Source organism: Paenibacillus sp. NRS-1782, assembly GCF_050467685.1.
GTDB classification, from domain to species: domain Bacteria; phylum Bacillota; class Bacilli; order Paenibacillales; family Paenibacillaceae; genus Paenibacillus; species Paenibacillus terrae_A.
In genome coordinates, this window is sequence record NZ_JBITPH010000064.1 from 1 (window position 1) to 26,228 (window position 26,228).

Consider the following 26,228-nt stretch of genomic DNA (forward strand, 5'->3'; position numbering starts at 1 on the left):
ACTTGGCTTGACAATCCGTCAAAAGAATAAATGAAGTGAAATCAAGGATGCCGCTGAAATCATATGACAATGCATCTAAGCTGTGAGGCTTTTGCCCTTTGGTTATCAGGTGTCAAGCACAGAAGCATATTCAGATAACACACGGCCGGACCTAAGATAAGAGCTATCTAAGGTCCGGTCACGTCATAGATGCGGAAACGTTATAAGAAATCCCCCAAAATAATCGAAATGAAAGGAGGACATATCATAGAACACTTTTCGTTTATTTATCAAGTTGAAACGGCAAGTTTAAATAAATAAATTAAAGAACTAGAAAGACTTATTCATTCCCTAAACCTGTCGGACCAATTAGAATTGCACGGAAAATTAAGTATACAGACATTACAAGTCATCAAGGATCATAAGGATCAGATTAGTATTCATAAGCATGTTAAAGAGCATATGATTTGGTACTACTTTAGACAGCAAGAGTGGACAGAAGCTGTTTTGGAAGAAGTAATTAAAATCTATGAGCAGGAAAGATTTATTGCAATGGAAAGCATTATTGTAAGTTCGTTAAAGGAAGATAAAGTAGAAGAACATCAGATTGAAAAGATAAGAAGAGCATTCAACACAAAAGAAGTTAAAAAGCAGATTGATAGATGGCTTAAAAGAAATAAGAAAGAATAATGCAACATAATCAATGAAGAAGAGGACATCTTATAGCATTATATTCACGCGTTGGACATTCGTCCTAGGTCCGGTAGTCGCCGGACACCCAGCATACGCTGGGTTCATGAATACAACAACGTTATGTGAAATACCATGCAACAATTTTAAAAATCTATTAAAACAAAAACAAGAAAATGAGGGAAACGCCCAATGACGTTGCAAGACTTATTTAATGACAAACCAACCAAACTATGGAACAAAAGAATGATTGAATATGGAGATGACCTTTTTACAGAAGAGAGATTATTAATGTGTGATAAAGTCCTAGATAACTATCTAAACCAATTAATATTATTACAAGAAACCAAATATCCTGAAAGTATTATGAAGGCTGTTGAAGAAATTGTAATTACGTTTAATGAATTGAATGATACGAACGATTATTTTATTGAAACAATGGAACGTGAAGAATTGGCTGAATTTATAGATAAGGCAGCAAGACTAGCTGGATTAGAAATTGAGGAGGATCAAGATATTACAGAAGAATGGAGAGAATGGTGATGCTGAATTAAACAGGATTTGTAAGTTGTTTCAATGAAGTCATGGTACTTCACATGACATAATATCCTCGCATCGGGTATATGCCCTCGGTCCGGCATTTAAGCATTTCGGAGAAGTAGCAGGCAGCTGGACACATCCGACTTCGCCGGACGTCGTGAATACAGAAACGTTAAGTGAAATTCTATTGCGAAAATGTAAATAAATAACAAGGAGAACAATAATGTACGTAATAAGAGCGACACAAAAACTGCTAAAAGAAATGGATTGTAAAGTACAAAAAACAGATATATCTATTCCGTTAAATACATGGCATGCCAATATGTTCACTTTGAATAGAAGAAAAACAATCGTATTCATGAATGACTTATCAAGATTAAGTTTAACGATCGTAGGAGTTAAAAAGGCACAATTAAAAAATGTAGAAGAGTTATTCGTTAATGAACTAAGGAATTATTTAATGAGTGAGGAAATCGAAGAAAAAGTAATCAGCAGATATATCGAAGACAATGAAGGTATGATTATCACAACTACTAATAATCGAAGTGTGATAGGAACATTAAATGAAATTATCTATACGATGAAAATCATAGAGCAAGAATTTAATGAAGGAATAGAAAGAAATCAATGGAATAACCGATTCATCTATAAAGCTATAAAATATGAGTATCCCATCGAGGTGTTTAAGAAGGCGATGGAAGAAAACTACGGAGGATAAATGAAAGTAAGCGTAAAGAGGCAATGGAATCAGATAACATACTATTCAAGCAGCGGCTCCTTGTGGAGCCTGGATTTGCGAGAAGGATTTCGAAGGAGGCATTTCAGCAGACAACCCTTCGGGTTCATGAATACAGAAACGTTAGACGAAACCTGTGCGAGATAAAATAATCAAAAACAAAAAAAGATAACTTAATATAGAATCAACTCAATGGAGGTGTAACTAATGTTGAAACTAGAACGAGCCATAAAAAATGATGCACAAAAACTTGCGGAAATACAAAAGGCCAGCTTTGATGAAGAATCAAAACATTTCAATAATAACGAAATCGGTGGTCCACTAGGATATGATTTCATAAGCTGGCAAGAAGAAATGATGCAAAATTGTGAATATTTCAAGGTGCTTTTTAATGGAGAAATAATAGGGGGGGCTTTGATATTTATAGAAAGCAACCAAGTTCATATATGGTCGAGTAAGATTTCCAAAGTATTGTTGAACATAATTTCATCAGTTCGAATGTTTAAGTCAAGACATGTCGAATATGTTTTTGATAAAGAAAATTAAAGAAAAATTCACTTCATGTGTAAAAGGGATATCAGCTGATTAGTTATAAACCTTTTCAAAAAGATGACAGGGATTTCGTCTGCTACTATGTAATTCAAGCAAAGGCTAAAAAAAATATCAGAGGCGATGAATATGATGAATTTAGAGTCAGAAAGATTACTTATTGAAGGGATTCCAAAAGGTCTTTATAACACAAGAAGAAAATCAAAAAACAAGGATTATGCAATTAAGGCTGTTAAATTAATAAAGGTACAACCAAATCTATTAGAAGACATTAAAGAACTATGGAACAAGGTTACTAATAATAGTGGAATATCACACAATCATCAAATGGATGTTGTAAAGGTGCCCTATAAGAAGAATTACATACAAGGATAATCCTCATGGTATTTTCAGGGATGGAATTGCAACGCATAACATAATATTCAAGCAACGGCACTGGAGGCGACTCAAAACGTCAGTATGTTGTCCGTGGCAGCGCGGTTGATGAAGGATCGCAGAGTATGGCGCTTAGTCTTGCCTGTTTAGCGCTTTACGGAATCGAAGCCACGCTGATCGACCTTGTGCTCACGGTATTCTGCATATTTGTCATCCTGCTGGGTATCGGCATAGCTCTTCCAAACTTGTCTGAGCATGGCCCTCGTGGATTACCATGATGTCCTAGGGACCTCAGGAGCTATGTTTGGACTCGGCTATTATTTGCTGGTGAGTATGATTACGAGCGGCATGAGTTTGATTCATAACGGTGCGCTACTTACGATGCCTTTATACTTTCTTGTACTGGTTCTGTCCATGCTGTTGGTCAGTTTGATGCAAAATCCCAAGGAACAACAGGCAGCAACATAGCCGAGCGTTTCCTATGCAGCAAGGAGCCATCCAACCAGCCTTCCTGCAATGTGAAGGAAACACAAAAGCCCGCGTCGGACGCGGGCTTTTCGTATTTATTTTCCCCTGATCAGCACGGGGTTCTTCATAATCAATTGTGGCGGATTCCCGATTAAGTGTTCATATCCTTTATTGCCGGAATATTAATTTCTTTAACGCAGGCTGCCTTGGACAGGTTGACTATGCATTTTACAATGGAAACCATATCCGCTAGGGGGATACGTGTCCCATTATATTCGTCAAGTGCCCGTTCACTTCCCTCTTCATATGGAATTTCAGCTGCCAGCTCCCCCGGGTTGATACACGTAACGGCAATGCCGTCGTGTCTTGTATGTTCTCTCAAGGCCTCCGTGATCCCTCGAATCGCAAATTTGGAGGCGACAAAAGCAACCTGGGTGTTGTTTGCATTATTCAGACCAGCTGTAGAGCCAATGAGAATGATTTTTCCAGCTTTCGATTGACGAAGGTGAGGTAATAACGATTGAATACATACAATGGCTGAGGTGACATTTACATGTATCAGTTGACTTATATCAGCAGGCTCATCTTTGTCGAATGTGTAGTGATCTTCAAATCCTTCCTTTTCCCAGATTCCGACATTGTAAATGAGAACATCCAGTGTGCCATTCCCGAGTTTATTGACGACAAGTGTGGCTGCGTTGAGATCAGACAGATCTGCCTGTATCCATATTCGTTCTACACCATCGTTCAGCTTCAAGTTGTCAGGCTTGGTGCGAGAAACTACCCAGACCTTATCGCCCTGTTGGGGCACACCCCTGACAAATGCATCTCCTAATCCTTTGCTTGCACCGAACACAAGATAGGTTTTCACTTCTAATTCTCCTTTTTTACGCACTTAATAGCAAAAATATGTTTCTGCGCCTATTCCTCCCCGGTAGCCAGCGGATTATCCTCATAGCTAATCCAATCGCTCCAGCTTCCATAATACAGCACTTGCAAATTTTACGTCCAGTTTGAAGTGATTGAGTGATATCTGAAGATCCCCACCGACTGATATTTTAACTTGCTAAAATTTAAGTTGATGTCCTTAAAAGTTAGATTTCTTGCTTCATCCGTACAACTTTCGCAGAGCCAAAATCAGCTCAATAGTACATGAAGCTAAGGTTTGATATCAGAGTCAACTCCAGCAATGGGGTGCTGCTTTGCCCAACTATATCTTGCACACTTGCCAGCATCTGAGGCTGTACGTTCACCTCAAAGGAAGACGGAATCTGAACGGGTACATCCGTAGTCACCGGAAACTTGGCATTTTGCCAAGCGGAGAAGCTTTCGTCCATGACATACACCTGTTCATGACCGATGTAGCGAAGCAGCCACCATAGCAGAGATGCATTCATCCCGCTTTGATCGTCATAAGCAACAATACGACTATTGGAGCCGATGCCAGCTTTGACAAGGCGGTTTGCAAGTGCAACCGGATCAGGAAGCAGGTGACGTCCTCCGTGCGCAGATCCCATGGGTTACAAGTGCCCTTCCCAGCGGTCAGACGAAGGGGTAATGGAGGAATCCATCATCAGAACACCGATGCCTGCACCAAAGTTGGCCATATACAGGAAAAAACTTTTCTCTGCCAGTAATCATTTTATACTAAAATTTGGGAATTGAAATTGAAATTGAAATCGAAATCGAGAGGGAATGATTGTGTTATATGTAAATGTAATTTACAATAATGACTGTAGAAAAATACATATTTTAAGGAGAGTTAGATGAGAAAAAAGTATATAATAGCGTTGTTAAGTGTGATTATGTTGTTTGGAGTAGTACCCGCATACGGGGTGGGAGCTCCTTGAGATTCTCTAGTTTGGGATAGTGATATTGAGTTTAAAAGATTCTTTGGAATTAACATTACGACATTCACAGATAACAAAAGCACAACAAAGACGATTTATCCTAAGTCTGTTCGAGATTCAAAAATGGTTGGAGAGTGGATATATTTCTTGGTAGCGGATGGGACAGATGAGTGGTTTTATAAGATTGCTAAAATTAAAAAAGATGGTTCAGCGTTTACTTATATAAGCCAGGATGCAGATTTTTCAAGTTTTGAAGTTGTAGGAGATACGATTAACTTTTTGAAAAGGAGAAAAGGCGAGGATTTTCAAACTCCATTGTCTTTTGGCTCAATGAGAACAGATGGCACAAAGGAAAAGATTGTTATGTCTAAACCTCCTTTTAACGATATCGGAATTAATAACTTTATCAGGATTAACAAAGGGTATATATACTATAAAGACTATGGTAATGGCAAATTGTATCGTATGAAGAAAGATGGTACAGGAGCTAAGGTAATATCCTCAAAAGGTGTGTCGACATACGAATTTTATGGCGATGTTTTGTTTTTTTCGGCGGTGGTGAAAGGACGCTATAATGACAGTTATATAGGTGTCCTTGCAGATCTGAATGGAACTAGAAAAATAACATTTGTCTCGAAGGAGGATAGTCTTTACCCTATAGCATATGTCGATAATAAGTTCTATTATACAACTGATAAGCCCCAAGACAACTTAGGCAATTTTAAGAGTGATATGCATGTTTATAATCGCTATACAGGTAAAAAGAACAAGTTGCTTTCTTTGGATACTAATGATCGGTTTTTGGGAAAAGTAGAGGGTGGTTTTGCATTCCTGTCTTTTAAGAAAGAAACCGTGTATAAGGTTGGATTTGATGGGAAAGTGAAAAAATAATAATTAGCCCTGATCCATGAAAAAACAGATAGACTATTGCAGCAGAGATATTAGACACTAGTGAAAGCCCACGGTGAGCGTGAGCTTTTTGTACTTTCCTACACTTATTTTATAATTCCCCGGTAGCCACCAGATTCTCCTCATAACTAATCCAATCCGACCAACTTCCGGAATACAACTTCACATTTGAGTATCCCGCTTCTTCCAGCGCAATCACATTCGGGCAATCTGCTCCACTTCAGTTCCTTGCAGATACAAATAAAGGGTCTTGTACCGTTCATACATCGGACGATCCTTTGCTTTTTTCATCGCGGTTTTGATTTCTTGAAATGCAACAGTGTTTACCATTTTTCTTTTCCTGCCTGTCTTAGTGGTTTCCTACTTACTTCGACATGCAGAAGCTAATTCCTTACCATTGTTTTCTAATCCTTAGTTCAACTTATCTAGTCGCTCCAGCTGCACTCATATGTATATGTTATAGCGTCTGAGTATCATATCGCCTATGTTACAATAGGGTGAAACAGGAGGAGTCATTTATTGAATAAACAAAAAATTGTGATTATTGGAGCAGGGATTGTTGGGGCGTCCCTGGCCTATCATCTGGCCAAACGAAATCAAGGTGTAACCGTTATTGAACGACACTCCGCCGCGGCGCGTGAAGTCACAGATAAATCTTTTGCCTGGATACATACGACTCATAGGGTGGCTCCCGAATACTGGCATTTGTACGATGCAGCTTTGGAAGCATATCATGCGCTTCAGCAAGAGTTACCCGAACTGAAAATTCATTGGCATGGGGCGCTGACTTGGGACACTCCACCCCTAAGGGAGCAACTTCACCTTCAAAAATTAAACCGGGAGCAGCTTGAGGCATTGGAGCCGAATCTGAAGGAATATCCGGATGAAGCGATATATGCCAGCGAAGAAGGTGCGGTAGACCCCATCGGGTTAACGGAGCTGTTGTTGAGCAAAGCGCGGGAGTACGGAGCCAATGTTCAGTTCGGTACCAACGTTACACAGCTGCAGCAAGAAGATTCCCGCCTGGTCGGCGTCCATACGTCCAAGGGTTTTCTGGAGTCGGATGTAGTGGTATTGGCCGCAGGTACAGGCATACCCGAACTTTGCAACCCGTTAGGTTGTCCCGTGCCGGTAACGTCGTCGCCTTCCATTCTGATTCGGATGAAGACTGCGAATAAACGGATACGTACATTAATCTCAAATGCGCAATTTGAAGCGCGTCAACTGACGGATTATACGCTGCTGGCTGCGGAAGATTATATCGACGAGTCGGAGGAAAACGGACCAGAGGCGGTCGGTAAGCGAGCGTTCGACACGTTGCGTCGCAGTCTGAAGGACGGGAATCAACTGGAACTGGAAAGCATAAAGGTTGGGATGAGACCCATGCCTGAAGACGGCTATCCGATCGTGGGCTTCCAAGATCACATCAAGGGACTTTATCTGGCGGTGATGCATTCTGCGATTACGCTGGCGCCGCTGATTGCGCATCTGGCTGCAAGTGAAATCATCGATCAGGAATCAAGAAGTGAATTAGACCCTTGTCGACTCTCACGATTCTAGGACTACTCGAAAACGCAAAAGAGTACATCGTTACATGAGCGATGTACTCCAAATTACATACTGTATATCTGCTTAAGCCTTCTACTCTTCCCCAGTCGCAATAGAATTCTCACTGTAAGAAATCCAATCGCTCCAGCTTCCCGGATATAACCGCACCTTACTAAATCCTGCCTCATTCAAGGCCAGAGCATTCGGGCAGGCGGATACGCCTGAGCCGCAATATACGATAATTTCTGCATTCCGATCAAGGCTGGTAAAGTGCTGTTCCAGTTGTTTCGCATTCTTAAAAGTACCCTTTTCGTCCAATACCTCTTTCCAAAAATAATTCACCGCACCGGGAATATGCCCTGCTGCTTGATCTATGGGCTCTTCCAGTCCCAGGTAGCGCGGCCGCTCTCTGGAGTCGATCAATGTATAGGAGCCAATGGGAACCGAACCTTCGGACACACGTCGCACTTCTTCCATACTTGTGAGCATTTGCGGCTGTACCTTCGCTACAAAGGTTGAGGGAATGCGAATCGGCTGGTCTGCCGTGACCGGGAACTTCGCTTCCTTCCAGGCGCTGTAGCCTTCTTCCAGCACGTACACCTGCTCATGACCCAAATAGCGCAGCAGCCACCAGAAGCGGGAGGCCATCATGCCGCCTTGATCATCGTAGGCGATGATGCGTGAATCTGCGTTAATTCCGGCGCGACTCAGGCGGGCGGCTAATGTGTCAGCATCCGGTAAAGGATGGCGTCCACCATGCTCACCTAGAGGAGCCGTGAGGTCTTCCTCCAGATCGAAGTGAACAGCCCCCGGGATATGATCCTCATTAAATTGAGCCCGTCCCGCTCCGGCTTGTCCGAGCAGGGAGCGGCAGTCGGCGATGATGATATCTGGCTCATATAGTCTAGCTAACAACCAGCGTTTGGATACGATGGATTTCATAGGTATTCCGCCTTTCCATTTTATTATTGAGATCGTTCAATTGAGTACCGTTCATGAAAATGGGGTAAATAAGTTATGAGCCTATCTTAAGGGGAAGCTCGTTGTCGGGCAATTCACTTTGGTGGACGACTTGCTTCTTGAAATCTGTTCCGTACCGGATAAAAATCCATACCCCGAACAGGATGAAGAAGCCTGCGCCAAATTGTAAGGCAGAAAGTTTTTCTCCTAGCAATACCCAAGCCAGCAGGGAAGAAATAACGGGTTCGCCGAGTACTGCCATCGACACTGCGGTGGCGTTAATGTATTTGAGCAGCCAGTTAAACAGGTAGTGGCCGAACAAGGTGGGCACTATGGCGAGCAACAGGAACAATCCCCATTCCCGTGGTGCATATCCGGTAAAAGGAATTGCGTTGACCATATTATACAGTGCAAGCGATGTGGCCGCGATGGCGAATACCCAAAAGTTATACACAAAGGCGCTCAAATGCTCGCGCAAATGCTTGCCCATCAGCATATGGATAGAGACGGCCACCATCCCCAGAAAAGATAAGGCATCTCCAAGCAAGGCTTGTCCCGAGGCATGAAAATCCCCGGCTCCGATCGCCAGCGAGCCAACAAGAGCCAGGCCCATTCCGATGAGCATAGCACGGTTTGTGCGTGTACGGAAAAATAAAAAAGAACCGAGCATGACAAGGATCGGCTCCAATGTCATAATAACGGTAGAGCTTGCAACGGTGGTCAGTCGCAGCGAGCCCATCCAGAGCAAGAAGTGCAGCCCTAGTGCAATACCGGACCAAAGGATCAGTATCCATTGCTTGCGGCTCAGGCTGAATAGCTCGGCACGGTATTTCCAGACCAAAGGCAGCATGACGAGATTGGTCAGGTACAAACGGTACATAGCGATGACGGACACCTCGGCTTCAGACCATCTTACGAAGATCGAGGAGAACGAAATAGCGATAATACCTACGATGTACAGTAATTCAAAGGAAAATGACGGTTTGTGCGCTTGATTCATGTGACAGCTCCATCCAGTACGGAGGAAGAATAATACGTGTAGGGTTCCTTCCATCGGTATCTCAAAAATTAGGTTTAATACAGCCCATTATACCGTGCCTGACATCTGTGTGGAATATAAAAAGCGATGCAGGAAGAAGGATTTTAAGTATGGAGCTGCGTAGAACTTTTGCAGAACAAACTCGTCTATCATAGTGGAGGTGGATTTTATGAAAAAACGCAGCACCTTTTCAATTATACTGTTAACTGTAGTGGCAGTGCTGGCTCTGTCAGCCTGTGGAACGAAACCGCAAACCAATAATACCGCACCTCAAGGGGGAGACCAACCACAGACGCAACAGCCACAAGTGAAACCGGAGCCAAGCGCCGAGTCGGAGGCCAAAAAGGGAACAGGCGTATACAACGGAGCCGCTGACCCGCACACGGTTGAAATTGAAACCAATGGCCAAGCCCAATCTTTCCAACTGGGTGAAGGACTGGACACGGTGGTAGCCGGACTTGAGGAAGGCGATTCAGTCGCATTTGAATACAACGAAAAAGCAGTGGAGGGCGACGCGGTTGCCAAGCAACTGATTTTGACGAAAATACAAAAAGTAGAAGCTGCAACAGACAGCACGCCAAACGGCAGCTCTAGTCAGGCAGTAGGCGGTGAACGCTCGAAAACGCAAGCTTTTGAGCTTAGCCTTGAAGGGAAAAAGGAAAAGCAGACAGCTACATTGGCAAAAGGAGAGGGATATACACTGTATGTGTTTGATCCCATGTCCCTGTTTCCTGATCAAAACCGTGTAGCCTTGGCTGTTGATGATAACTATTACGCTGAAATTACGAAGCTGCCCTCCGATGTAAATCTGGACGAGCTTCAAAAGAAAGGCGAAAAGGATCTGGCTTCCGTCGGTAAAGCGGTGAAGGTAGATAAAGCCGAAGTGCCTCAAGCGCTGACCAGCAGCCGTCTGTTCCTGCAAGCGAACGGTTCGAAGGTCACACGCCAATATATTGTTGTAGAACATAAACCAGGCGGCTTCATCCTGAAGGTAAACATTCCTCACGGCGAGCCTGCCGAGGGCTTCGAATCCTTCATTTATACATCGCTGGAGAGCCTGCAAGCCAACAAGTAACTCGAATCTGTAATTGCGGGACCTGTACTTTTGTGCTATAAAGGATGAGAGAATAAGATCATTCCGGCTTGCGAAGTCGTATGAAGCGATGAAGGAGTTGTTCGATTTACTATGTCCATCGAAATGAACACACAAGAAGTCATCAACGTGATTAAAAACAGTAAGAAAAAAACACCTGTTAAAGTATATGTAAAAGGGGCTTTGGCTTCCGCAGCATTCGGCGAGAATGTTCAAGCTTTTATTTCCGGAGACAGTGGCGTTGTATTTGGCGATTGGGCCGACATCAAGCCTGTTCTGGACAGTGTTAACGCTAATGAAGAAGACTATGTGGTGGAAAACGACCGCCGCAATTCCGCAGTGCCTATGCTCGATCTGAAAGGCATTAATGCCCGCATCGAGCCAGGCGCGTATATTCGCGATATGGTTGGTATCGGTAATAACGCAGTCATTATGATGGGTGCAGTCATTAACATCGGTGTCACCATTGGTGAAGGCACAATGATTGATATGAATGCTGTACTGGGCGGCCGTGTTAAAGTAGGTAACATGTGTCACATCGGTGCAGGCGTAGTCCTTGCGGGTGTTATTGAACCTCCATCTGCACAGCCTGTTGTGGTAGAAGACGATGTATTGATCGGTGCGAACGCGGTCGTATTGGAAGGTGTGCGAATTGGTAAAGGTGCAGTCGTTGCAGCCGGAGCTGTCGTAACCGAAGATGTACCTGAATACTCCGTAGTTGCCGGTACACCTGCACGCGTGATCAAACAGGTCGACGATAAGACCAAATCAAAAACTGAAATCTTGAAGGATTTGCGCGTTCTGTAAGACTGAAAAAGAGTTTTAAATGCACAATGGGTGAACGATACCTTGTCAGTGGCATGATGCATTGACAGCACAATTTAGGGACGAAGCACAACGGACAAGGCTCGGCGGCTGCGCCGGGCTTTTGTCCTTTTGTTCTTTTGTCTGATAAACCTGATGAGTTAGGAAAAGGAGGCGGATCAGCGGAATGAGCACGGTCGATTATCGTTCTTTTGTTCAAATACGAAGAGATTTGCATCAAATTCCTGAGCCTGGCTTTGAGGAATTTAAAACGCAGCAATATCTGCTGAATTATTTGGCAACGCTCCCTCAGGAGCATCTGGACATTCGTACATGGCGTACTGGCGTACTGGTGTTGATTCATGGAACGGCTCCTGTGCGCCGCTATGGATATCGCTGTGATATGGATGGTTTGCCAATTGTGGAAGAGACGGGCTATGATTTCCGTTCGACCCATCCCGGCTACATGCATGCTTGCGGTCATGATTTACATATGACAATTGGATTGGGGATTGTTTCTCACTTTGCAAGCCACCCGATCAAGGATGACCTGGTTGTATTGTTTCAGCCTGCCGAGGAAGGGCCTGGCGGAGCATTGCCTATGCGGGACAGCACGGAATTTGCAGATTGGATACCCGATGAAATCGTGGCGCTGCATGTTGCACCCGAATATCCGGTTGGCACGATTGCGACTCGCCCGGGCATCCTATTTGCCAATACGTCGGAGCTTTTCATCGACTTGAAGGGTACAGGCGGACATGCGGCATATCCGCACAAAGCGAATGACATGGTGGTGGCGGCCTGTCAGTTGGTCGGACAACTGCAAACGGTTGTGGCCCGTAATGTGAACCCGCTGGATTCAGCGGTCATTACGATTGGCAAGGTCGGCGGTGGTACGAAGCAGAACATTATTGCTGAAACAGCCCGTTTGGAGGGTACGATCCGAACGTTGTCAGCCGATACGATGACACTGGTCAAATCAAGGATTGAAGCGCTGGTGCGCGGTGTTGAAGCTGGGTTTGAATGCCATGCAGAAATTCATTATGGCTCGAATTATTTACAAGTGTTCAATGAGGCCAAGGTGACAGAGGAATTTATGAACTGGGTCCGTGAACGGCAGGATGTACAACTCATTGAATGCGGTGAAGCGATGACCGGAGAGGACTTCGGATATTTTCTGGAGCGGATTCCGGGTCTAATGTTCTGGCTTGGTGTTGATACGCCTTATGGTCTGCACCATGCCAAGCTGGAGCCTGCGGAGGAAGCCATTGGGGTGGCGATTCGTGTGCTGACAGACTATTTCACATGGAAATCCCAAGGTTCAAGGATATAGTCTGAATAAATAGGTTTAATGAAATGAATGAAATGGAATGAAGTCGAATGTTGAGGGAGGGTGTTATGGGAGAGCAAACCATCATCCGATTCGAACGGGTGACCAAGCAATATGACAACGATCCACCGGTGCTGGCTGATGTCAGCTTTGAGATTGAACGTGGCAAATTCTATACGCTGCTGGGGCCCTCCGGCTGCGGTAAAACAACAATTTTGCGTATGATTGCGGGTTTTGCAGAGCCGACGGAAGGCTCGATTTATTTGAATGACAAGCTGATTAATCGTGTTCCAGCCAATGAACGGCAGGTCAATACGGTTTTTCAGGACTATGCCTTATTTCCACATCTGAATGTGTTTGAAAATGTGGCTTTCGGTCTGCGGATCAAAAAGATGAACCAAAAGGCCATTCAGGAGAAGGTTGCGCAGGCATTGTCGTTTGTCAATCTGGAGGGCTACGACGAACGGGAAATTTCTGAGATGTCTGGAGGGCAACGCCAGCGTGTTGCCATTGCACGGGCTATAGTCAATGAGCCGGACGTTCTGCTGCTGGATGAGCCGCTGTCTGCACTGGATTTAAAGCTGCGGACAGAAATGCAGTACATTTTGCGTGAAATGCAGCAGCGTCTTGGGATCACCTTTATTTTCGTTACGCATGATCAGGAGGAAGCGCTGGCGATGTCGGACGAAATTTTTGTTGTGAATAAAGGAAAGATCGAGCAGAGCGGTACACCGAATGATATTTATGATGAGCCGATCAATCGGTTTGTTGCTGATTTTATCGGGGAATCCAATATTGTGCCAGGACGCATGATCGCGGATTATCAGGTGGAGTTTAACGGTCGACAGTTTGAATGTGTCGATGGAGGATTGCGTCCGAATGAACCGATTGAAATTGTCATTCGACCCGAGGACTTGGAGATTACAACTGTTACAGAGGGCAAGCTGCGAGTAAAGGTGGATACCCAACTGTTCCGTGGTGTTCACTATGAAATTAGCTGCTATGATGATTCAGGCCAGGAGTGGCTGGTGCATTCTACCAAAAAGGCGGAGCTGGGTAGTGAAATCGGCCTCCATTTTGACCCGGAAGCGATCCATGTGATGCGGTTCGGGGAAACAGAGGAAGAATTTGATCGCCGTCTGGAAGCCTATGAAGAGGTGGAGCAGCATGTCCGGTAATACGAGAGCAGCGTATCTGCTGCCTTACTATTTATGGATTGTGCTGTTCGTAGCAGCTCCGGTCGTGCTTGTGTTTTACTATTCGCTATTTGATGTAGACGGTCATTTCACGTTCAGTAACTATGTACAATTTCTGACACCTGTCTATTTGAGCATGACGCTTAGCTCGTTTTGGTATGCGCTGTTGATTACGGTATTTTCGCTGTTAGTGGCTTATCCGGCGGCGTATTTGCTGACCCGAACCAAGCATAAGCAACTGTGGCTGTTGCTCATTATTTTGCCGACGTGGATTAACCTACTGCTTAAAACATATGCTTTTATCGGGATTTTTGGTACTTATGGTCCGGTGAATGCTGTGTTGGGCTTGGTCGGGTTGGGTGGTCAGCAATTATTGTTTACCAGCTCCAGCTTTGTGTTTGTATCGGTTTATATTTTTGTGCCGTTTATGATTTTGCCCATCTACAACGCGCTGGAAGGGCTGAACCCTTCACTGCTAGACGCCGCGCGTGATCTGGGCGCTTCCAAGTGGACGGCGTTTCGCCGGGTTATTTTCCCATTAACGCTATCTGGTGTGCGATCCGGGTGTATGGCGGTATTCATCCCGGCGCTGTCGCTGTTTATGATTACCCGTCTGATTGCGGGCAACCGCGTCATTACATTGGGAACGGCGATTGAGCAGCATTTTCTGGTCACACAGGATTGGGGCATGGGCTCTACGGTGGCGGTGTTCCTGATTTTGGCGATGGCAATCCTTATGCTGATAACCTCGGGAACGAAACAGAGGGTGCGGCATGGCAAATAAAAACCGGTTCGGGAATATTTATTTGGTGCTCATCTTTCTCGTGTTGTATGCGCCTATTCTGTACTTGATGTATTATTCGTTCAATAGCGGCGGGACGATGCACGAATTTGAAGGTTTTACGCTCCAATACTATAAAGAGGTGTTTGCAGACACTCGGCTGATTATTATTGTCATTAATACTTTGGTCATTGCGTTGCTATCATCTGCGCTGGCCACGATTATTGGCATCATGGGAGCGCTGGCTATTCACCAGATGCAAAACCGTCGGGTCAAAAATACACTGTTGTCGCTCAACAATGTGCTGATCGTGAACCCGGACGTCATTATTGGCGCATCCTTCCTCATTTTGTTCACGATGGTGGGGATCAAGCTGGGTTTTTACTCGGTGTTGCTGTCCCATATTGCATTTAGTGTGCCGATTGCGGTCATTATGATTTTGCCGCGGCTTCAGGAAATGAGTCCATCGCTGGTGGATGCGGCCCGGGATTTGGGTGCCAGCCGGATGGATGTGCTGACCAAGGTGATTTTACCTTTTATCAAGCCGGGGATTTACGCGGGCTTCTTTATGGCGCTAACCTACTCGCTGGACGATTTTGCGGTGACCTTTTTTGTGACAGGCAGCGGCTATTCGACCTTATCGGTGGAAATTTACTCGCGTGCCCGCCAAGGGGTTTCCCTGTCCATTAATGCGCTGTCCACGCTCATTTTCCTGTTTACCGTGCTGTTGGTGGTGGGTTACTACTTTATTATGCGCAAGGCGAATCGGAATGGGAAAAAGGAGCCTGCGGCGGAAATGGGGGTACCTAGATGAAGTCGCTTGTGCGCGTGTTTCTGTCGATTTTTATCATCTCGTTCGGTCTGATGGGAGTGGCGGCATGGCTCAATTCCAGTCAAGGCTATTCCGGTGGCAATACGCTGACGGTCTACAACTGGGGAGACTATATCGACCCTGAGCTGCTGGCAAGGTTCCAGAAGGAGACGGGGATTACCGTCATTTATCAGACGTTTGACTCCAATGAGGCGATGCTGACGAAAATTGAGCAGGGAGGAACATCGTTTGATGTAGCGGTTCCTTCGGAATATGCTTTGGCTAAAATGAAGCAGGAGCACCTGTTGCTCCCGCTGGATCACAGCAAGCTGCCGAATTTGAAGCATGTGGATGCTCATTTTCTGAACCTTTCGTTTGACCCGAAAAACCAATACTCTGTGCCGTATTTTTGGGGTACGGTTGGGATTGTGTTCAACCCGGAGCTAACGAAGGGCATTGATTTTCATAGCTGGGATGGTCTGTGGAATCCAAAGCTGCGTAACAACCTCCTGCTGGTCGATGGTGCGAGGGAAGTCGTGGGTATGTCGCTGAACAGCCTCCACTATTCCTTGAACGATACGAATGAGGCGCATTTGCAGCGGGCTTTAGCGAAGCTGGAGAAATTAGCGCCCAATGTCAAGGCCGTTGTCGGTGACGAGATTAAAATGCTGCTGGCAAACGAGGAAGCTGCTGCCGGGGTTGTGTGGTCCGGCGATGCGTCCGAAATCATGGACGAGAACGACAAGCTGGATTACATCGTGCCGGATGAAGGCTCGAACCTGTGGTTTGATAACATGGTTATTCCGAAAACCGCCACCCATGTGGACGCGGCCCATAAGTTTATCAATTTCATGATGCAGCCCGACGTAGCCGCCCAAAATGCCGAATTTGTAGGCTATTCCACACCTAACGCGGATGGAAAGAAGCTGTTGCCCGAAGATATATCCGGTGATGAGCGCTTCTATCCACCATCTGAAATTACGGATAAGCTGGAGGTCTACGACAACCTGGGCAAGCGGATGCTGGCTCATTACAATGAATTGTTCCTGCAATTCAAAATGCATTTAAAGTAGGAGAGTGGAGGGGCGCGTGGATTCAGGTTTGAGCTTTAGAGGCCGCTGCGGGGGCGGATGATGCTTCCCATCGCCACCGCCCCCGGATTTCCGGAATGAAGCCAGGTTTTAGGGGGAAATCCGGGGACAAAAGCGACCGCATCGCTTGTCCAGCACCATTCCGCCCCCTCCGCTGTGCCGTGCTTCAAGCTACACGAATGAATCCACACGCCCATGTGGGAGTAGTAGTCGAACAAACAAGCTCTTGAATCACCTGTACGGGTGATTCAAGAGCCTGTTTTATTTTACTCACCGCGCAAAGCGGTGAGAGGGGTACTTCTTTTCCCCTGCGCCCCACACACGTTAGAGACTTGTGGGACTTTAAGGCGGGCAGTGAGCGAAGCGGGCTATTTGAATCTGAAGAAGCGACAGCGTTCGCCTTTGCAGGGGGATTCTTACCACTAAATGTTTTATACAATCCAAGAATCCCCCTGCAACAGCGATCGGAAGATCAAATGGACCGCGAAGCGCTTCCTCCCACCTTAACTCCTCACAATTCCTCTAACAAACCCTTCTATTTTATCCAACCCTTGCTCCAGCACATTCTGCCCATAAGCATAGGACAACCGAATGTACCCTTCGCCATAGGAGGAAAAGGCATCTCCGGGCACGACAGCCACCCCATGCTCTTCCAGCAGCTTCAGGGTGAAATCCATCGAGCTTAAGCCAAAATGGGCGATGGAAGGAAAAAGATAAAAGGCCCCCTCCGGCTTTTCAAGCGGAATGCCCATGTCGGTTAGTCTTCCATGCACATAATCACGGCGCTTGCGGTATTCCTCGCGCATCGGAAGTGCATCGTCGACACCGACGGTCAAGGCTTCCAGCGCAGCATATTGGCTAATCGAACTGGCACAAGTCACGTTGTATTGATGAACCTTGACCATGTGCTGTGTAATTGCCGCAGGTGCAAGTGTGAAACCAATACGCCAGCCTGTCATGGAGTGCGATTTGGATAAGCCGTTGATGACGATGGTACGCTCTTGCATGCCGGGAAGGGCTGCAAGAGACACGTGTGGCGCATCGTAAATGAGTTCACTGTATATTTCATCTGAAATGATAAACAGATCACGGTCTCTCAGCAAATCTGCGACGGCTTCCAGCTCTTCGCGGCTCATCACTCGTCCGGTTGGGTTCGAAGGATATCCGAGGATGACGGCTTTTGTCCGTTCGGTCAAATAAGGCTCCAGCACCTCAGCGGTCAGCTTAAAACCGCTGTTGCGGGTGTCAGCCAGCACGGGCACCCCACCTGACAAGCGGATCAATGGCTCGTAGCCGGGGTAGATGGGCACAGGCAAAATGACCTCGTCACCGGGTGACAAAATGGTGCGCAGGGTAATGTCCAGCGCTTCGCTGGCTCCGTTCGTTACGATAACCTCATCCTGTCCACGGTAATTCAGTCCGTATTTATGGGCTACAAACGCTGCTGCCGCTTCTCGCAGTTCGGGCAGTCCCGGATTTGGCGTATAGGAGGTGCGTCCTTCGTTAATCGCCTGGTGGGCGGCTTCCATAATATGCGGAGGGGTAGGGAAATCCGGCTGTCCAATCGTTAAGGACAGGGTTCCGGGCAATGCGGCAACTTTATTGGCAATTTTGCGGATGCCGCTGATTTGAATGTTTTTAACCTGATCGTTAAGCAAGTGCTCCATAGCGTGTGTGCCACCTTTTTCTGTATTAGAACAAGTTTACAATAATTTGATCTGATTATGCTACGGCGGGAAGCATTCATTTTACATAATTCAGGTACTGGTTTGACTATTTTATGGTATGTTTAAACATGGAATATATATTGTAAGCGTGACCATAGCTAAAATTGGGAGGAGCGCGTCTTTTAATGAAACAAGAATACATAGCAGTAACGTTACCCAGGAAATTAAAAAGGTTTGGGGTCACATGGCTCAGTGTGGCATTGGTACTGTCGGGTGGAGGGCCGGGGTTACTGTCCGATGGAAAAGCTTCAGCAGAGCCTGCATCTTTAGTAGAAACGGGGGTACCATCATCACCCACGTCTGTTGGGACAAGCGTATACGTAGATGTCTACGTGCCGGGTAAGCTCCGTATCCATGATATACAAGGAGCGGCTCATCGTTCACCTTATGAGGGGCAAAAGGTAACGGATGTTGAAGGAATAGTGACGATGGTGAAGGGAAGCAACTTCTTTATCCAGGAGGCGGACGATAGGGTGGATCAGGATGAAAAAACATCCGAGGCCATTTTAGTGTACAAGTCTGGCAGCGGTGTGCAGGTTGGGGATGAGGTATGGGTCAGCGGCTCTGTGAAGGAATATACAGAAAGAACCTATGCCAGCAAGCCAGTCGACCTGACGACCACGGAAATTGTTGCTTCTTCGGTTTCGGTGATCGCCAAGGATCGTCCACTGCCGACTCCGATTTTGCTTGGAAAAGAGGGGCGCGTGATGCCGACATCTGTTGTGGATAATGACGGAATGACGGTGTTTGATCCGCAGGAGGATGGATTGGACTTTTTCGAAAGTCTGGAGGCCATGCGCGTAGAGTTGAAGGATGCACGAGTCATCGGCCTTTATGGTTATGAAATTCCGGTCAGGATTGATAACGGGGCGAACACAGGCGAGGTATTGACCGAAGCAGGCGGCTTGATGCTGACCGAAGAAAGTCTGAATCCGCAGCGGATTTTGATCGACGCCAAACCTTCGGTTCCGTTGAAAACAGGGGATCGTTTTGCGGGTCCCATCACGGGAATTGTGAGCTATAGCTTTAGCAATTTCAAGCTGTTGCCGGAGCGTCTGCCGGATATTGTGTCAGGTGGTCTCCAGCCAGCCAACACACGTCTGGTACAGGATGATCGTAAGCTGACGGTCGCTTCCTTTAACGTGGAAAATTTCGATCCCGGTGATGGAAAACGGATTGATCAGCTCGGACAGGCCATCGCCGTGAATTTGAACCACCCGGATATTGTAGGACTGTTAGAGGTTCAGGACAATAACGGTGAGAAGGATGACGGCACCACAGATGCTTCGGAAAGCTTTCGGGTGCTGATTGAGGCGATTCGTGCTCATGGAGGACCGGAGTATGCTTTTACAGATATAGCACCTGAAAATAATAAGGATGGCGGCGCTCCTGGCGGCAATATCCGGGTCGGCTTCCTCTACAATCCGCAACGTGTCACGCTGATGGACAAGCCGAAGGGAGATTCGGTTACATCTGTGACCTATGGAGAGCAGGGGCTTTCACTCAATCCCGGTCGTATTGATCCGCTGCATGCGGCATTTGAATACTCACGCAAGCCGTTGGCTGCTGAATTTGAGTTTGACGGTCAGCAGGTGATCGTGATCGCGAACCATTTTAATTCCAAAGGAGGCGATCAGGCGCCATTCGGAGGGATTCAGCCCCCCGTACGAAGCAGCGAAATACAGCGGGCGAAGATTGCAACGATTGTGAATGGTTTTGTGAAGTCGGTACTGGCTCAAAACCATCAGGCGAATATCGTCATATTGGGAGATTTAAATGATTTTCAATTTTCCGAAACGCTCGCTTGGGTCCGGGGACAGGAATTGACGAATCTGGTAGATAAGCTGGATGAGAAGGAGCGGTATTCGTATATTTATGAGGGGAATTCGCAAACACTGGATCATTTGCTGGTCAGTCCGTCCATAAGTGAATCATCCGTGCTGGATATTGTTCATATCAATGCGGATTTTAGCGCGGCGGACGGGCGGGTAAGTGATCATGATCCATTGGTTGCTCAAATTGGCTTGCCACGCCAAACAGTGGAACCGCCAACAGATGGCGAGAGTGGTCGGAATAAAGATGATGACGATGATCAGCAGGAGAGCAATGGCAGCAACAACACCGGGAATCATAGTGGAACGACGAATAACGGACAGGGTGAGACTGCGAATAGCGGGCAGAATGGTAACGGTTCGTCAGGTGTTAATGTGGTGCAAGCCAAGTCCATAGTAACAGAGCAAAACGGACTGAAAAGAGCAGTCGCACAGGTACCAGCCGCTGACATACACAATGCGATTCGGAACGGGGCGAATGGTACGCTCGTAGTCCGTGCAGGAGAGCAAGCGGATGCTAAGCTATTCGAAGTGAATCTAAACGGAGATGCTTTGGGTGCCGTCTTGAACGACCGTATTCACACCCTGCGAGTAGAAACGCCACAGGGCGGCTATGAAATAGCAACAGGTCGTTTGTCTGTTCAAAAGCTGGCTGACACCTGGCAGGTGCCTGTACAACAAATTTCCCTGAGCTTTACGGTTACGTCGAACGAAGGATTGACTAATCGCACAGATTTTCCGACAGGGCGCAGGCTGGTGCGGGCTGTTGATGTTGTGGCCGAGTTACGAAGCGAAGATGGACGCAAGCAGCCGTTGGCAGGTAGCGATAATTTCAGTAAAGGGTATGAACGTTATCTGCTACGTGTTCCTGCAACGGTAGCTATGAGCCAGCTTGCTGTAGTAAAGGTATCCACCAACCAAGCCGGACAGTTGTCCTATCATCCGGTTCCGTTTACCGCTTCTGGCGAGGAACTGACTGTGTATGGACGTTCGGGTGGAACCTATGTCGTGCTGGATGGCGGAGAAGCTAATGCAAGCAGATCGCATGGTGACGGGCTTTGACGATGTGCAATCGGAATCGTGGTATGCGGATTCTGTGCGTATCGCGGCCTCTGCTGGACTGATCAACGGTTATGCTGACGGCAGCTTCAGACCTGATGCTCCGGTATCGAGGGAGGAGCTGGCTGTGATTGTAGAGCGAGCCCTGCGCTTCGCCGGGACTGTAGAAGATACAACGGCAGGAAGTGCCTCAGCGTCATTAACGGATACACAAGCCATTTCTATATGGCAGCTCCGGCTGTCAACACGCTGTCCGGCTTAGGCATTATGAAGGGAGACGTGAAGGGACGTTTTGCTCCAGCTGCATCGGTGACGAGGGCAGAAGCAGCGGCTGTATTATCTCGAACTCTGGATAAGTTGAATTGGGAACAGTAGTATAATAATTGAAATGTCAGATTGATTGACTTTCTACGGTAGTTAAGTTATCTTTTGTTGGAGAAGCAGCATGAAAATTTGATTTTATAACTGATGAAGAGGTGAAATGTCATGGCAGTAACAGCCAAACAAATTTTTGTGAATTTACCAGTAAAAAATCTGCAACAGTCCATTGATTTTTTCTCAGCAATCGGATTTGAATTTAACGCGCAGTTCACCGATGAGCATGCAACCTGTATGATTGTCAGTGAGCAAATATTTGTTATGTTGCTGGTTGAAGAGCGTTTTAAAGCATTCACTACAAAAGAAATTTCGGATGCAACGAAAACAACAGAAGCGATTGTTGCCTTATCGGTGGAGAGTCGAGAAAAGGTGGATGAAATTGTCCACAAGGCTCTGGCAGCGGGCGGCAAGCCTTCAAACGAACCTCAGGATCACGGCTTTATGTACGGATGGAGCTTTCAGGATATAGATGGGCACCTGTGGGAGCTCTTTTATATGGCAGAGCAATAAGATGAAATAAAGCCAGACATACAGAAATTAAAGTAACACCATGGAAAGTAAGCGATCCTTAAAGGATGGTTTGCTTTCTTTATTATTATCAACATCACCGGGGAGGAATCACCATGTCTAATGAAATAGCAGTCTATCCCGTTCAAGCTCTGAACGATGCACTGACAGATACACTGACCCGGTTGTTGATCGATGTGGTGGCGGACGGTGCTTCTATTGGATTTTTACCGCCAATGGCTTATCAGGAAGCAGCAACTTATTGGAATAGCGTCCTTCAGGACGGTGTAGTCCTGTAGATTGCGGAGAAGGACGGCGTGCTTGTGGGGACTGTGCAGCTTCATCTGGCTACTAAGGCCAACGCCGCTCACCGTGCGGAAAACCACTTAATCCGTACCTGAGCCGTGGCTGAGTATTTGACGAATAACGGAGACATATACAGGTAATAATAGATTGTTATACGATTATATTTGCTTTTTTAACTATTTGACTGGAAAAGTAAGGGAATGAGAACGTATAATGAAGTGGAGATCGTCTAAAGGTTATCTTGATGCCAATTCGGCGGTCGGATTGAAGATCGTAGTATATATAGCGGAGGAATCGAAGAATATGAGGCTGGAGCATGATTTTCTAGGTACCAAGGAAGTGCCGTCAGACGCCTATTACGGTATACAAACACTGAGGGCAAAAGAGAATTTTCCAATTACCGGCCAACGGCTTCATCCTGAGCTGATTAAAGCCATGGCGATCGTCAAAAAGGCAGCAGCAACGGTAAACATGGAGCTGACCCGCTTACATCGTCCTAAGGCGGAGGCCATTATTCAGGCAGCTGACGAGGTTATTCAAGGGCAGTTGCACGACCATTTCATCGTCGATCCGATTCAGGGCGGCGCAGGCACGTCCATTAATATGAATACAAATGAAGTAATTGCGAACCGGGCGCTGGAGCTAATCGGCAAGCAGCGTGGAGATTATCAGGAGATCAGTCCCAACAACCATGTCAACATGGCACAATCGACAAACGACGCTTTTCCAACGGCTGTCCATCTGGCTGTTCTAAGTATGATTGACAAGCTGTTGGTCACCATGAGCGAGCTTCAGGAGGCGTTTTCCCGTAAGGCGAAAGAGTTTGACAGTGTGATTAAAATGGGACGAACCCACTTGCAGGATGCAGTACCGATCCGACTGGGACAGGAGTTTCAGGCTTATGCGCGTGTGTTGGGTCGTGATATCGGACGTGTCCGTGCCACGAAGCAGCATTTGCTGACAGTCAATATGGGGGCAACTGCAGTTGGCACTGGTTTGAACGCGGATCGCCGTTATATTCAGCGTGTCGCCGAGGTGCTGGCGGAAATAAGTGGTTTCCCTGTGGAGGCTGACGAAAATCTCGTCGATGCCACTCAAAACACAGATGCCTATACGGAAGTGTCTGCTGCGTTAAAAATTTGCATGATGAACATGTCCAAAGTAGCAAATGACATCCGCCTGATGGCCTCAGGGCCGCGTGCCGGTCTCGGAGAGCTGAGCCTGCCCGCCCGTCAGCCGGGTTCATCCATTATGCCGGGTAAAGTAAATCCGGTCATGTGTGAGGTCATCAACCAGATTGCTTTTCAGGTCATTGGAAATGATCATACGATCTGTCTCGCTTCCGAGTCTGGTCAGCTAGAGTTGAACGTGATGGAGCCTGTGCTTGTCTACAACCTGCTGCAATCGCTGGAAATTATGAAGCAGGGCTTTCATGTTTTCCGCATTCATTGTGTGGACGGAATTGAAGCGAACGTGGAGCGGTGCCGTGAATATGTCGAAAACAGCGTAGGTATTATTACCGCGCTCAATCCCCACCTCGGATATGAGGTCGTATCACGCATCGCCCGTGAGGCGATTACAACTGGCAAATCGGTACGCGAGTTGTGTCTGTTGTATAATGTGCTAACTGAGGAAGAACTGGACATTATTTTGGACCCGTATCAAATGACTCAGCCGGGTATTGCCGGAGAGTCGCTGCTGAATAGGGAATAATAGTGCGGAGTTTAGAATGCAGGCAGCATTGAGGCAAAATGAAGACAGCCCCGTCGAATCCGGCGGGGCTGTCCTTGTGTAACACGGTGTCAGCGTGAAATGTGGAATGCCCTGCTAAGGAGAATACACCGACCGCTGCACGCCTATTGTAGAAAAGGGGAAGAGGAATGCTGCTGGAGCAATTATCCGCATATAAGGAATTAGGAATAGGATTCATTATACTACTACTGTTACTTGTACTCATCATCAGAGGACTGATACGTCGGCGCAGAAATCGGATTTTACGTGATCTGGACCCGCGAAAAATTGGGATTCAGGATATAGACCGCATGGAGGATGGCTCGGAATTTGAGCTTTATCTGCAACGGTTGTTATCTGCGCTTGGCTATAAGGACATTTACAAAACGACCAGTAGCCGGGATTTTGGAGCGGATCTGGTGTTCACAGACCGTGAAGGGGTCAGAGTCGTGATTCAGGCCAAGCGTTATGCAGTACAAAATCCGGTCGGTTTGGGCGCAGTGCAGGAAATTTATACCTCCATGCGTTATTATGCCGCTGACAAGTCTGTCGTCATCACTTCCGGGCGCTACACGGAATCCTGTAAAACACTCGCTGCTGTCAACGGAGTTAAGCTATTGGACCGCAACGACTTGGTGGACATGATGGATTGGTTCAAGGCTAAACGCCGTGAGGAGGTCATGGATCTATTAGAAAGCAAAGCCGACGTGATTGCCTCCAAATGGAGCAGGAGCAAATGATAAAAGGGACTTTACTAGGCGGCGAGATGAAGCCTGGAAGTTCAGTCCCTTTTATTTTTAACATGATGCCGTACTTATAAGAGACTCTGTTTACAATGAATTTACAGAAAATCTTATGAAAAAAAATGACTTTATAACCGATATAAAGATGTTGGGGATTTGCAAATTATGCTGAGGTGATATGTCATGAAGAAACAGGTTCAGTTATTAACATTGAGGTGGGTTCCCATTGTCACTATTTTTGCTTTACTGCTGGGTGCATGTGGACAGCCGGCAGCACAAACCAAGGCGCAACCGATTAAGGTAGGAATTGTACTGTCAGATATTGGTCTGGGTGATCAGTCTTATAGCGACGCGGCTTTTCGGGGTTTGGTCAAGGCACGGGACGAGGGGAAAATCGTTTTTGAATATCGGGAAATTTCCGAGACCAAAACATATGATGCTGCTTTTGAACAGCTTGTTCAAGAAAAAGCCGATTTGATTATCGGGCTGGGGTACATGGTGAAAGAAAGTTTGGAAACCGTTGCGAAAAAATATCCGGATCTTAAATTTGTAATTGTAGATGAAAAATCCGATTTACCGAATGTGGCTTCCATTATTTTTAAAGAAGAAGAGGGCAGCTTTTTGGCAGGGGTCATTGCAGGAATGGCGAGCCGTACCGATCACGTAGGCTTTATCGGGGGAGTAGAGTCTCCGCTGTTGAAAAAGTTTGAGGTTGGATATCTGGCAGGGGTTCGCTCCGTTAAGCCTGATGCCAAGGTTACCGCTACGTATGCGGGAGATTTCGGCAAGGCGGAGTTGGGCTCGGAGATTGCACGCGATATGATCAATCGGGATCGAATTGATGTGATCTATGCGGCGGCCGGTCTTACAGGTGTAGGTGCGTTACAGGAGGCACAAAAGCAGGAAAAGTTCGCAATCGGGGTCGACAGCGACCAGTTTTTCATTGCGGAAAAAGCAGTAGTGACCTCGATGATTAAAAATGTGGATATCGCCATTTATACAGCAGTCAAAAGCTTTGCAGATCATCAAAGAAAATTTACGGACCAGAATATGGTGTTCGGTCTTGCGAAAGAAGGCATCGGTTTGGCGCCTATTCGTGTTTTGACATTGAACCCGGATCAGCAAAAGCTGCTGGATGACTTGAAGGAAAAGGTCAAGTCCGGCAGTCTTACTGTGCCCACCCAATAAATTTTCGT

General features: G+C 46.5%; 28 protein-coding genes and 2 pseudogenes. 23 read left to right on the forward strand and 7 right to left on the reverse strand.

Annotated elements, in window-relative coordinates; translation table 11 throughout:
* Positions 1-354: 354 nt before the first annotated feature.
* From ACIFQM_RS22940 to ACIFQM_RS22965, 6 genes and pseudogenes are all read left to right on the forward strand, one after another.
* Positions 355-669 (forward strand): hypothetical protein, encoded by a 315-nt coding sequence (locus ACIFQM_RS22940; protein WP_430048201.1) that lies wholly within the window; start codon positions 355-357, stop codon positions 667-669.
* Between the two features lie 192 nt (positions 670-861).
* The gene (locus ACIFQM_RS22945; RefSeq protein WP_430040829.1) at positions 862-1,212 is read left to right on the forward strand and encodes a hypothetical protein; all 351 of its coding nucleotides are present in this window, start codon (positions 862-864) and stop codon (positions 1,210-1,212) included.
* Positions 1,213-1,432: 220 nt separating this feature from the next.
* A complete protein-coding gene (locus tag ACIFQM_RS22950) occupies positions 1,433-1,927 on the forward strand; it encodes a DUF6933 domain-containing protein (RefSeq protein WP_430040830.1) in 495 nt (164 codons plus the stop codon).
* 225 nt (positions 1,928-2,152) lie between these two features.
* A pseudogene (locus ACIFQM_RS22955) lies at positions 2,153-2,389 on the forward strand (GNAT family N-acetyltransferase); the annotation flags it as partial.
* 234 nt (positions 2,390-2,623) lie between these two features.
* Positions 2,624-2,869: a DUF6979 family protein gene (locus tag ACIFQM_RS22960; RefSeq protein ID WP_430048206.1), complete on the forward strand. Its 246-nt coding sequence runs from the start codon at positions 2,624-2,626 to the stop codon at positions 2,867-2,869.
* A gap of 300 nt (positions 2,870-3,169) precedes the next feature.
* The gene (locus ACIFQM_RS22965; RefSeq protein WP_430040832.1) at positions 3,170-3,337 is read left to right on the forward strand and encodes a hypothetical protein; all 168 of its coding nucleotides are present in this window, start codon (positions 3,170-3,172) and stop codon (positions 3,335-3,337) included.
* 151 nt (positions 3,338-3,488) lie between these two features.
* Here the strand turns inward: ACIFQM_RS22965 and ACIFQM_RS22970 are convergent, their stop codons facing one another.
* Both ACIFQM_RS22970 and ACIFQM_RS22975 read right to left on the reverse strand, forming a co-directional pair.
* Entirely contained in the window at positions 3,489-4,208 is a 720-nt protein-coding gene (locus ACIFQM_RS22970; protein WP_430040833.1) for an SDR family NAD(P)-dependent oxidoreductase, read from the reverse strand.
* A gap of 271 nt (positions 4,209-4,479) precedes the next feature.
* Positions 4,480-4,854 carry a sulfurtransferase gene (locus tag ACIFQM_RS22975; RefSeq protein WP_430040834.1) on the reverse strand — a complete coding sequence of 125 codons (375 nt, stop codon included), beginning with the start codon at positions 4,852-4,854 and terminating at the stop codon, positions 4,480-4,482.
* Between the two features lie 387 nt (positions 4,855-5,241).
* Here ACIFQM_RS22975 and ACIFQM_RS22980 point away from each other — a divergent pair, with 387 nt between their 5' ends.
* Entirely contained in the window at positions 5,242-6,078 is an 837-nt protein-coding gene (locus ACIFQM_RS22980) for a DUF5050 domain-containing protein (protein WP_430048232.1), read from the forward strand.
* Positions 6,079-6,187: 109 nt separating this feature from the next.
* On the opposite strand, the pseudogene ACIFQM_RS22985 reads toward ACIFQM_RS22980, so the two are convergent.
* Both ACIFQM_RS22985 and ACIFQM_RS22990 read right to left on the reverse strand, forming a co-directional pair.
* Positions 6,188-6,304, reverse strand: a pseudogene (locus ACIFQM_RS22985) (sulfurtransferase); the annotation flags it as partial.
* Positions 6,292-6,426, reverse strand: coding sequence for a hypothetical protein (locus tag ACIFQM_RS22990; RefSeq protein ID WP_430048208.1), 135 nt, complete (start codon positions 6,424-6,426; stop codon positions 6,292-6,294). The gene ACIFQM_RS22990 and the pseudogene ACIFQM_RS22985, both read right to left, overlap by 13 nt.
* A 189-nt stretch (positions 6,427-6,615) precedes the next feature.
* Between ACIFQM_RS22990 and ACIFQM_RS22995 the strand changes: the two genes are divergently transcribed.
* A complete protein-coding gene (locus ACIFQM_RS22995; RefSeq protein ID WP_430066175.1) occupies positions 6,616-7,656 on the forward strand; it encodes an NAD(P)/FAD-dependent oxidoreductase in 1,041 nt (346 codons plus the stop codon).
* An 81-nt stretch (positions 7,657-7,737) separates the two neighbouring features.
* Here ACIFQM_RS22995 and ACIFQM_RS23000 read toward each other — a convergent pair whose 3' ends face one another.
* Entirely contained in the window at positions 7,738-8,586 is an 849-nt protein-coding gene (locus tag ACIFQM_RS23000; RefSeq protein ID WP_430066177.1) for a sulfurtransferase, read from the reverse strand.
* Positions 8,587-8,659: 73 nt separating this feature from the next.
* Positions 8,660-9,604 (reverse strand): DMT family transporter, encoded by a 945-nt coding sequence (locus ACIFQM_RS23005; RefSeq protein ID WP_430066179.1) that lies wholly within the window; start codon positions 9,602-9,604, stop codon positions 8,660-8,662.
* Between the two features lie 208 nt (positions 9,605-9,812).
* On the opposite strand from ACIFQM_RS23005, the gene ACIFQM_RS23010 reads away from it, so the two are divergent.
* The 7 genes from ACIFQM_RS23010 (at position 9,813) to ACIFQM_RS23040 (ending at position 16,731) form a co-directional block, all read left to right on the forward strand.
* Entirely contained in the window at positions 9,813-10,718 is a 906-nt protein-coding gene (locus ACIFQM_RS23010; RefSeq protein ID WP_430040843.1) for a hypothetical protein, read from the forward strand.
* A gap of 111 nt (positions 10,719-10,829) precedes the next feature.
* Positions 10,830-11,543 carry a 2,3,4,5-tetrahydropyridine-2,6-dicarboxylate N-acetyltransferase gene (gene dapD, locus ACIFQM_RS23015; protein ID WP_430040844.1) on the forward strand — a complete coding sequence of 238 codons (714 nt, stop codon included), beginning with the start codon at positions 10,830-10,832 and terminating at the stop codon, positions 11,541-11,543.
* 184 nt (positions 11,544-11,727) lie between these two features.
* Positions 11,728-12,873 (forward strand): N-acetyldiaminopimelate deacetylase, encoded by a 1,146-nt coding sequence (locus tag ACIFQM_RS23020; protein WP_430066181.1) that lies wholly within the window; start codon positions 11,728-11,730, stop codon positions 12,871-12,873.
* A 65-nt stretch (positions 12,874-12,938) separates the two neighbouring features.
* Positions 12,939-14,048, forward strand: coding sequence for an ABC transporter ATP-binding protein (locus ACIFQM_RS23025; RefSeq protein ID WP_430040846.1), 1,110 nt, complete (start codon positions 12,939-12,941; stop codon positions 14,046-14,048).
* Positions 14,038-14,850, forward strand: coding sequence for an ABC transporter permease (locus tag ACIFQM_RS23030; RefSeq protein ID WP_430040875.1), 813 nt, complete (start codon positions 14,038-14,040; stop codon positions 14,848-14,850). The genes ACIFQM_RS23025 and ACIFQM_RS23030 overlap by 11 nt, the downstream gene beginning before the upstream one ends.
* Positions 14,840-15,661, forward strand: coding sequence for an ABC transporter permease (locus ACIFQM_RS23035; protein ID WP_430066183.1), 822 nt, complete (start codon positions 14,840-14,842; stop codon positions 15,659-15,661). The genes ACIFQM_RS23030 and ACIFQM_RS23035 overlap by 11 nt, the downstream gene beginning before the upstream one ends.
* Positions 15,658-16,731: an ABC transporter substrate-binding protein gene (locus ACIFQM_RS23040; RefSeq protein ID WP_430066185.1), complete on the forward strand. Its 1,074-nt coding sequence runs from the start codon at positions 15,658-15,660 to the stop codon at positions 16,729-16,731. Before ACIFQM_RS23035 ends, ACIFQM_RS23040 begins: the two co-directional genes overlap by 4 nt.
* A gap of 521 nt (positions 16,732-17,252) precedes the next feature.
* On the opposite strand, the gene ACIFQM_RS23045 is transcribed toward ACIFQM_RS23040, so the two are convergent.
* On the reverse strand, positions 17,253-18,416 hold the full coding sequence (locus ACIFQM_RS23045; RefSeq protein WP_430066187.1) for an aminotransferase A: 1,164 nt from the start codon (positions 18,414-18,416) through the stop codon (positions 17,253-17,255).
* Positions 18,417-18,601: 185 nt separating this feature from the next.
* Here ACIFQM_RS23045 and ACIFQM_RS23050 point away from each other — a divergent pair, with 185 nt between their 5' ends.
* The 8 genes from ACIFQM_RS23050 (at position 18,602) to ACIFQM_RS23085 (ending at position 26,220) form a co-directional block, all read left to right on the forward strand.
* Positions 18,602-21,370: an endonuclease/exonuclease/phosphatase family protein gene (locus tag ACIFQM_RS23050; RefSeq protein ID WP_430066189.1), complete on the forward strand. Its 2,769-nt coding sequence runs from the start codon at positions 18,602-18,604 to the stop codon at positions 21,368-21,370.
* Entirely contained in the window at positions 21,339-21,629 is a 291-nt protein-coding gene (locus ACIFQM_RS23055) for an S-layer homology domain-containing protein (RefSeq protein ID WP_430040852.1), read from the forward strand. Before ACIFQM_RS23050 ends, ACIFQM_RS23055 begins: the two co-directional genes overlap by 32 nt.
* Positions 21,630-21,634: 5 nt before the next feature.
* Positions 21,635-21,742 carry an S-layer homology domain-containing protein gene (locus ACIFQM_RS23060; protein WP_430040876.1) on the forward strand — a complete coding sequence of 36 codons (108 nt, stop codon included), beginning with the start codon at positions 21,635-21,637 and terminating at the stop codon, positions 21,740-21,742.
* A gap of 111 nt (positions 21,743-21,853) precedes the next feature.
* Positions 21,854-22,255 carry a VOC family protein gene (locus ACIFQM_RS23065; protein ID WP_430040853.1) on the forward strand — a complete coding sequence of 134 codons (402 nt, stop codon included), beginning with the start codon at positions 21,854-21,856 and terminating at the stop codon, positions 22,253-22,255.
* A gap of 113 nt (positions 22,256-22,368) precedes the next feature.
* Positions 22,369-22,551, forward strand: a complete 183-nt coding sequence (locus ACIFQM_RS23070) for a hypothetical protein (RefSeq protein ID WP_430040854.1) — start codon at positions 22,369-22,371, stop codon at positions 22,549-22,551.
* A 310-nt stretch (positions 22,552-22,861) separates the two neighbouring features.
* Positions 22,862-24,271 (forward strand): aspartate ammonia-lyase, encoded by a 1,410-nt coding sequence (gene aspA / locus ACIFQM_RS23075; protein ID WP_430048357.1) that lies wholly within the window; start codon positions 22,862-22,864, stop codon positions 24,269-24,271.
* Between the two features lie 167 nt (positions 24,272-24,438).
* Positions 24,439-25,029: a restriction endonuclease gene (locus ACIFQM_RS23080; RefSeq protein WP_430040855.1), complete on the forward strand. Its 591-nt coding sequence runs from the start codon at positions 24,439-24,441 to the stop codon at positions 25,027-25,029.
* Positions 25,030-25,215: 186 nt separating this feature from the next.
* Complete coding sequence (locus tag ACIFQM_RS23085) at positions 25,216-26,220, forward strand: BMP family lipoprotein (protein WP_430040856.1); 1,005 nt, start codon at positions 25,216-25,218, stop codon at positions 26,218-26,220.
* The last annotated feature ends 8 nt before the right edge of the window (positions 26,221-26,228 follow it).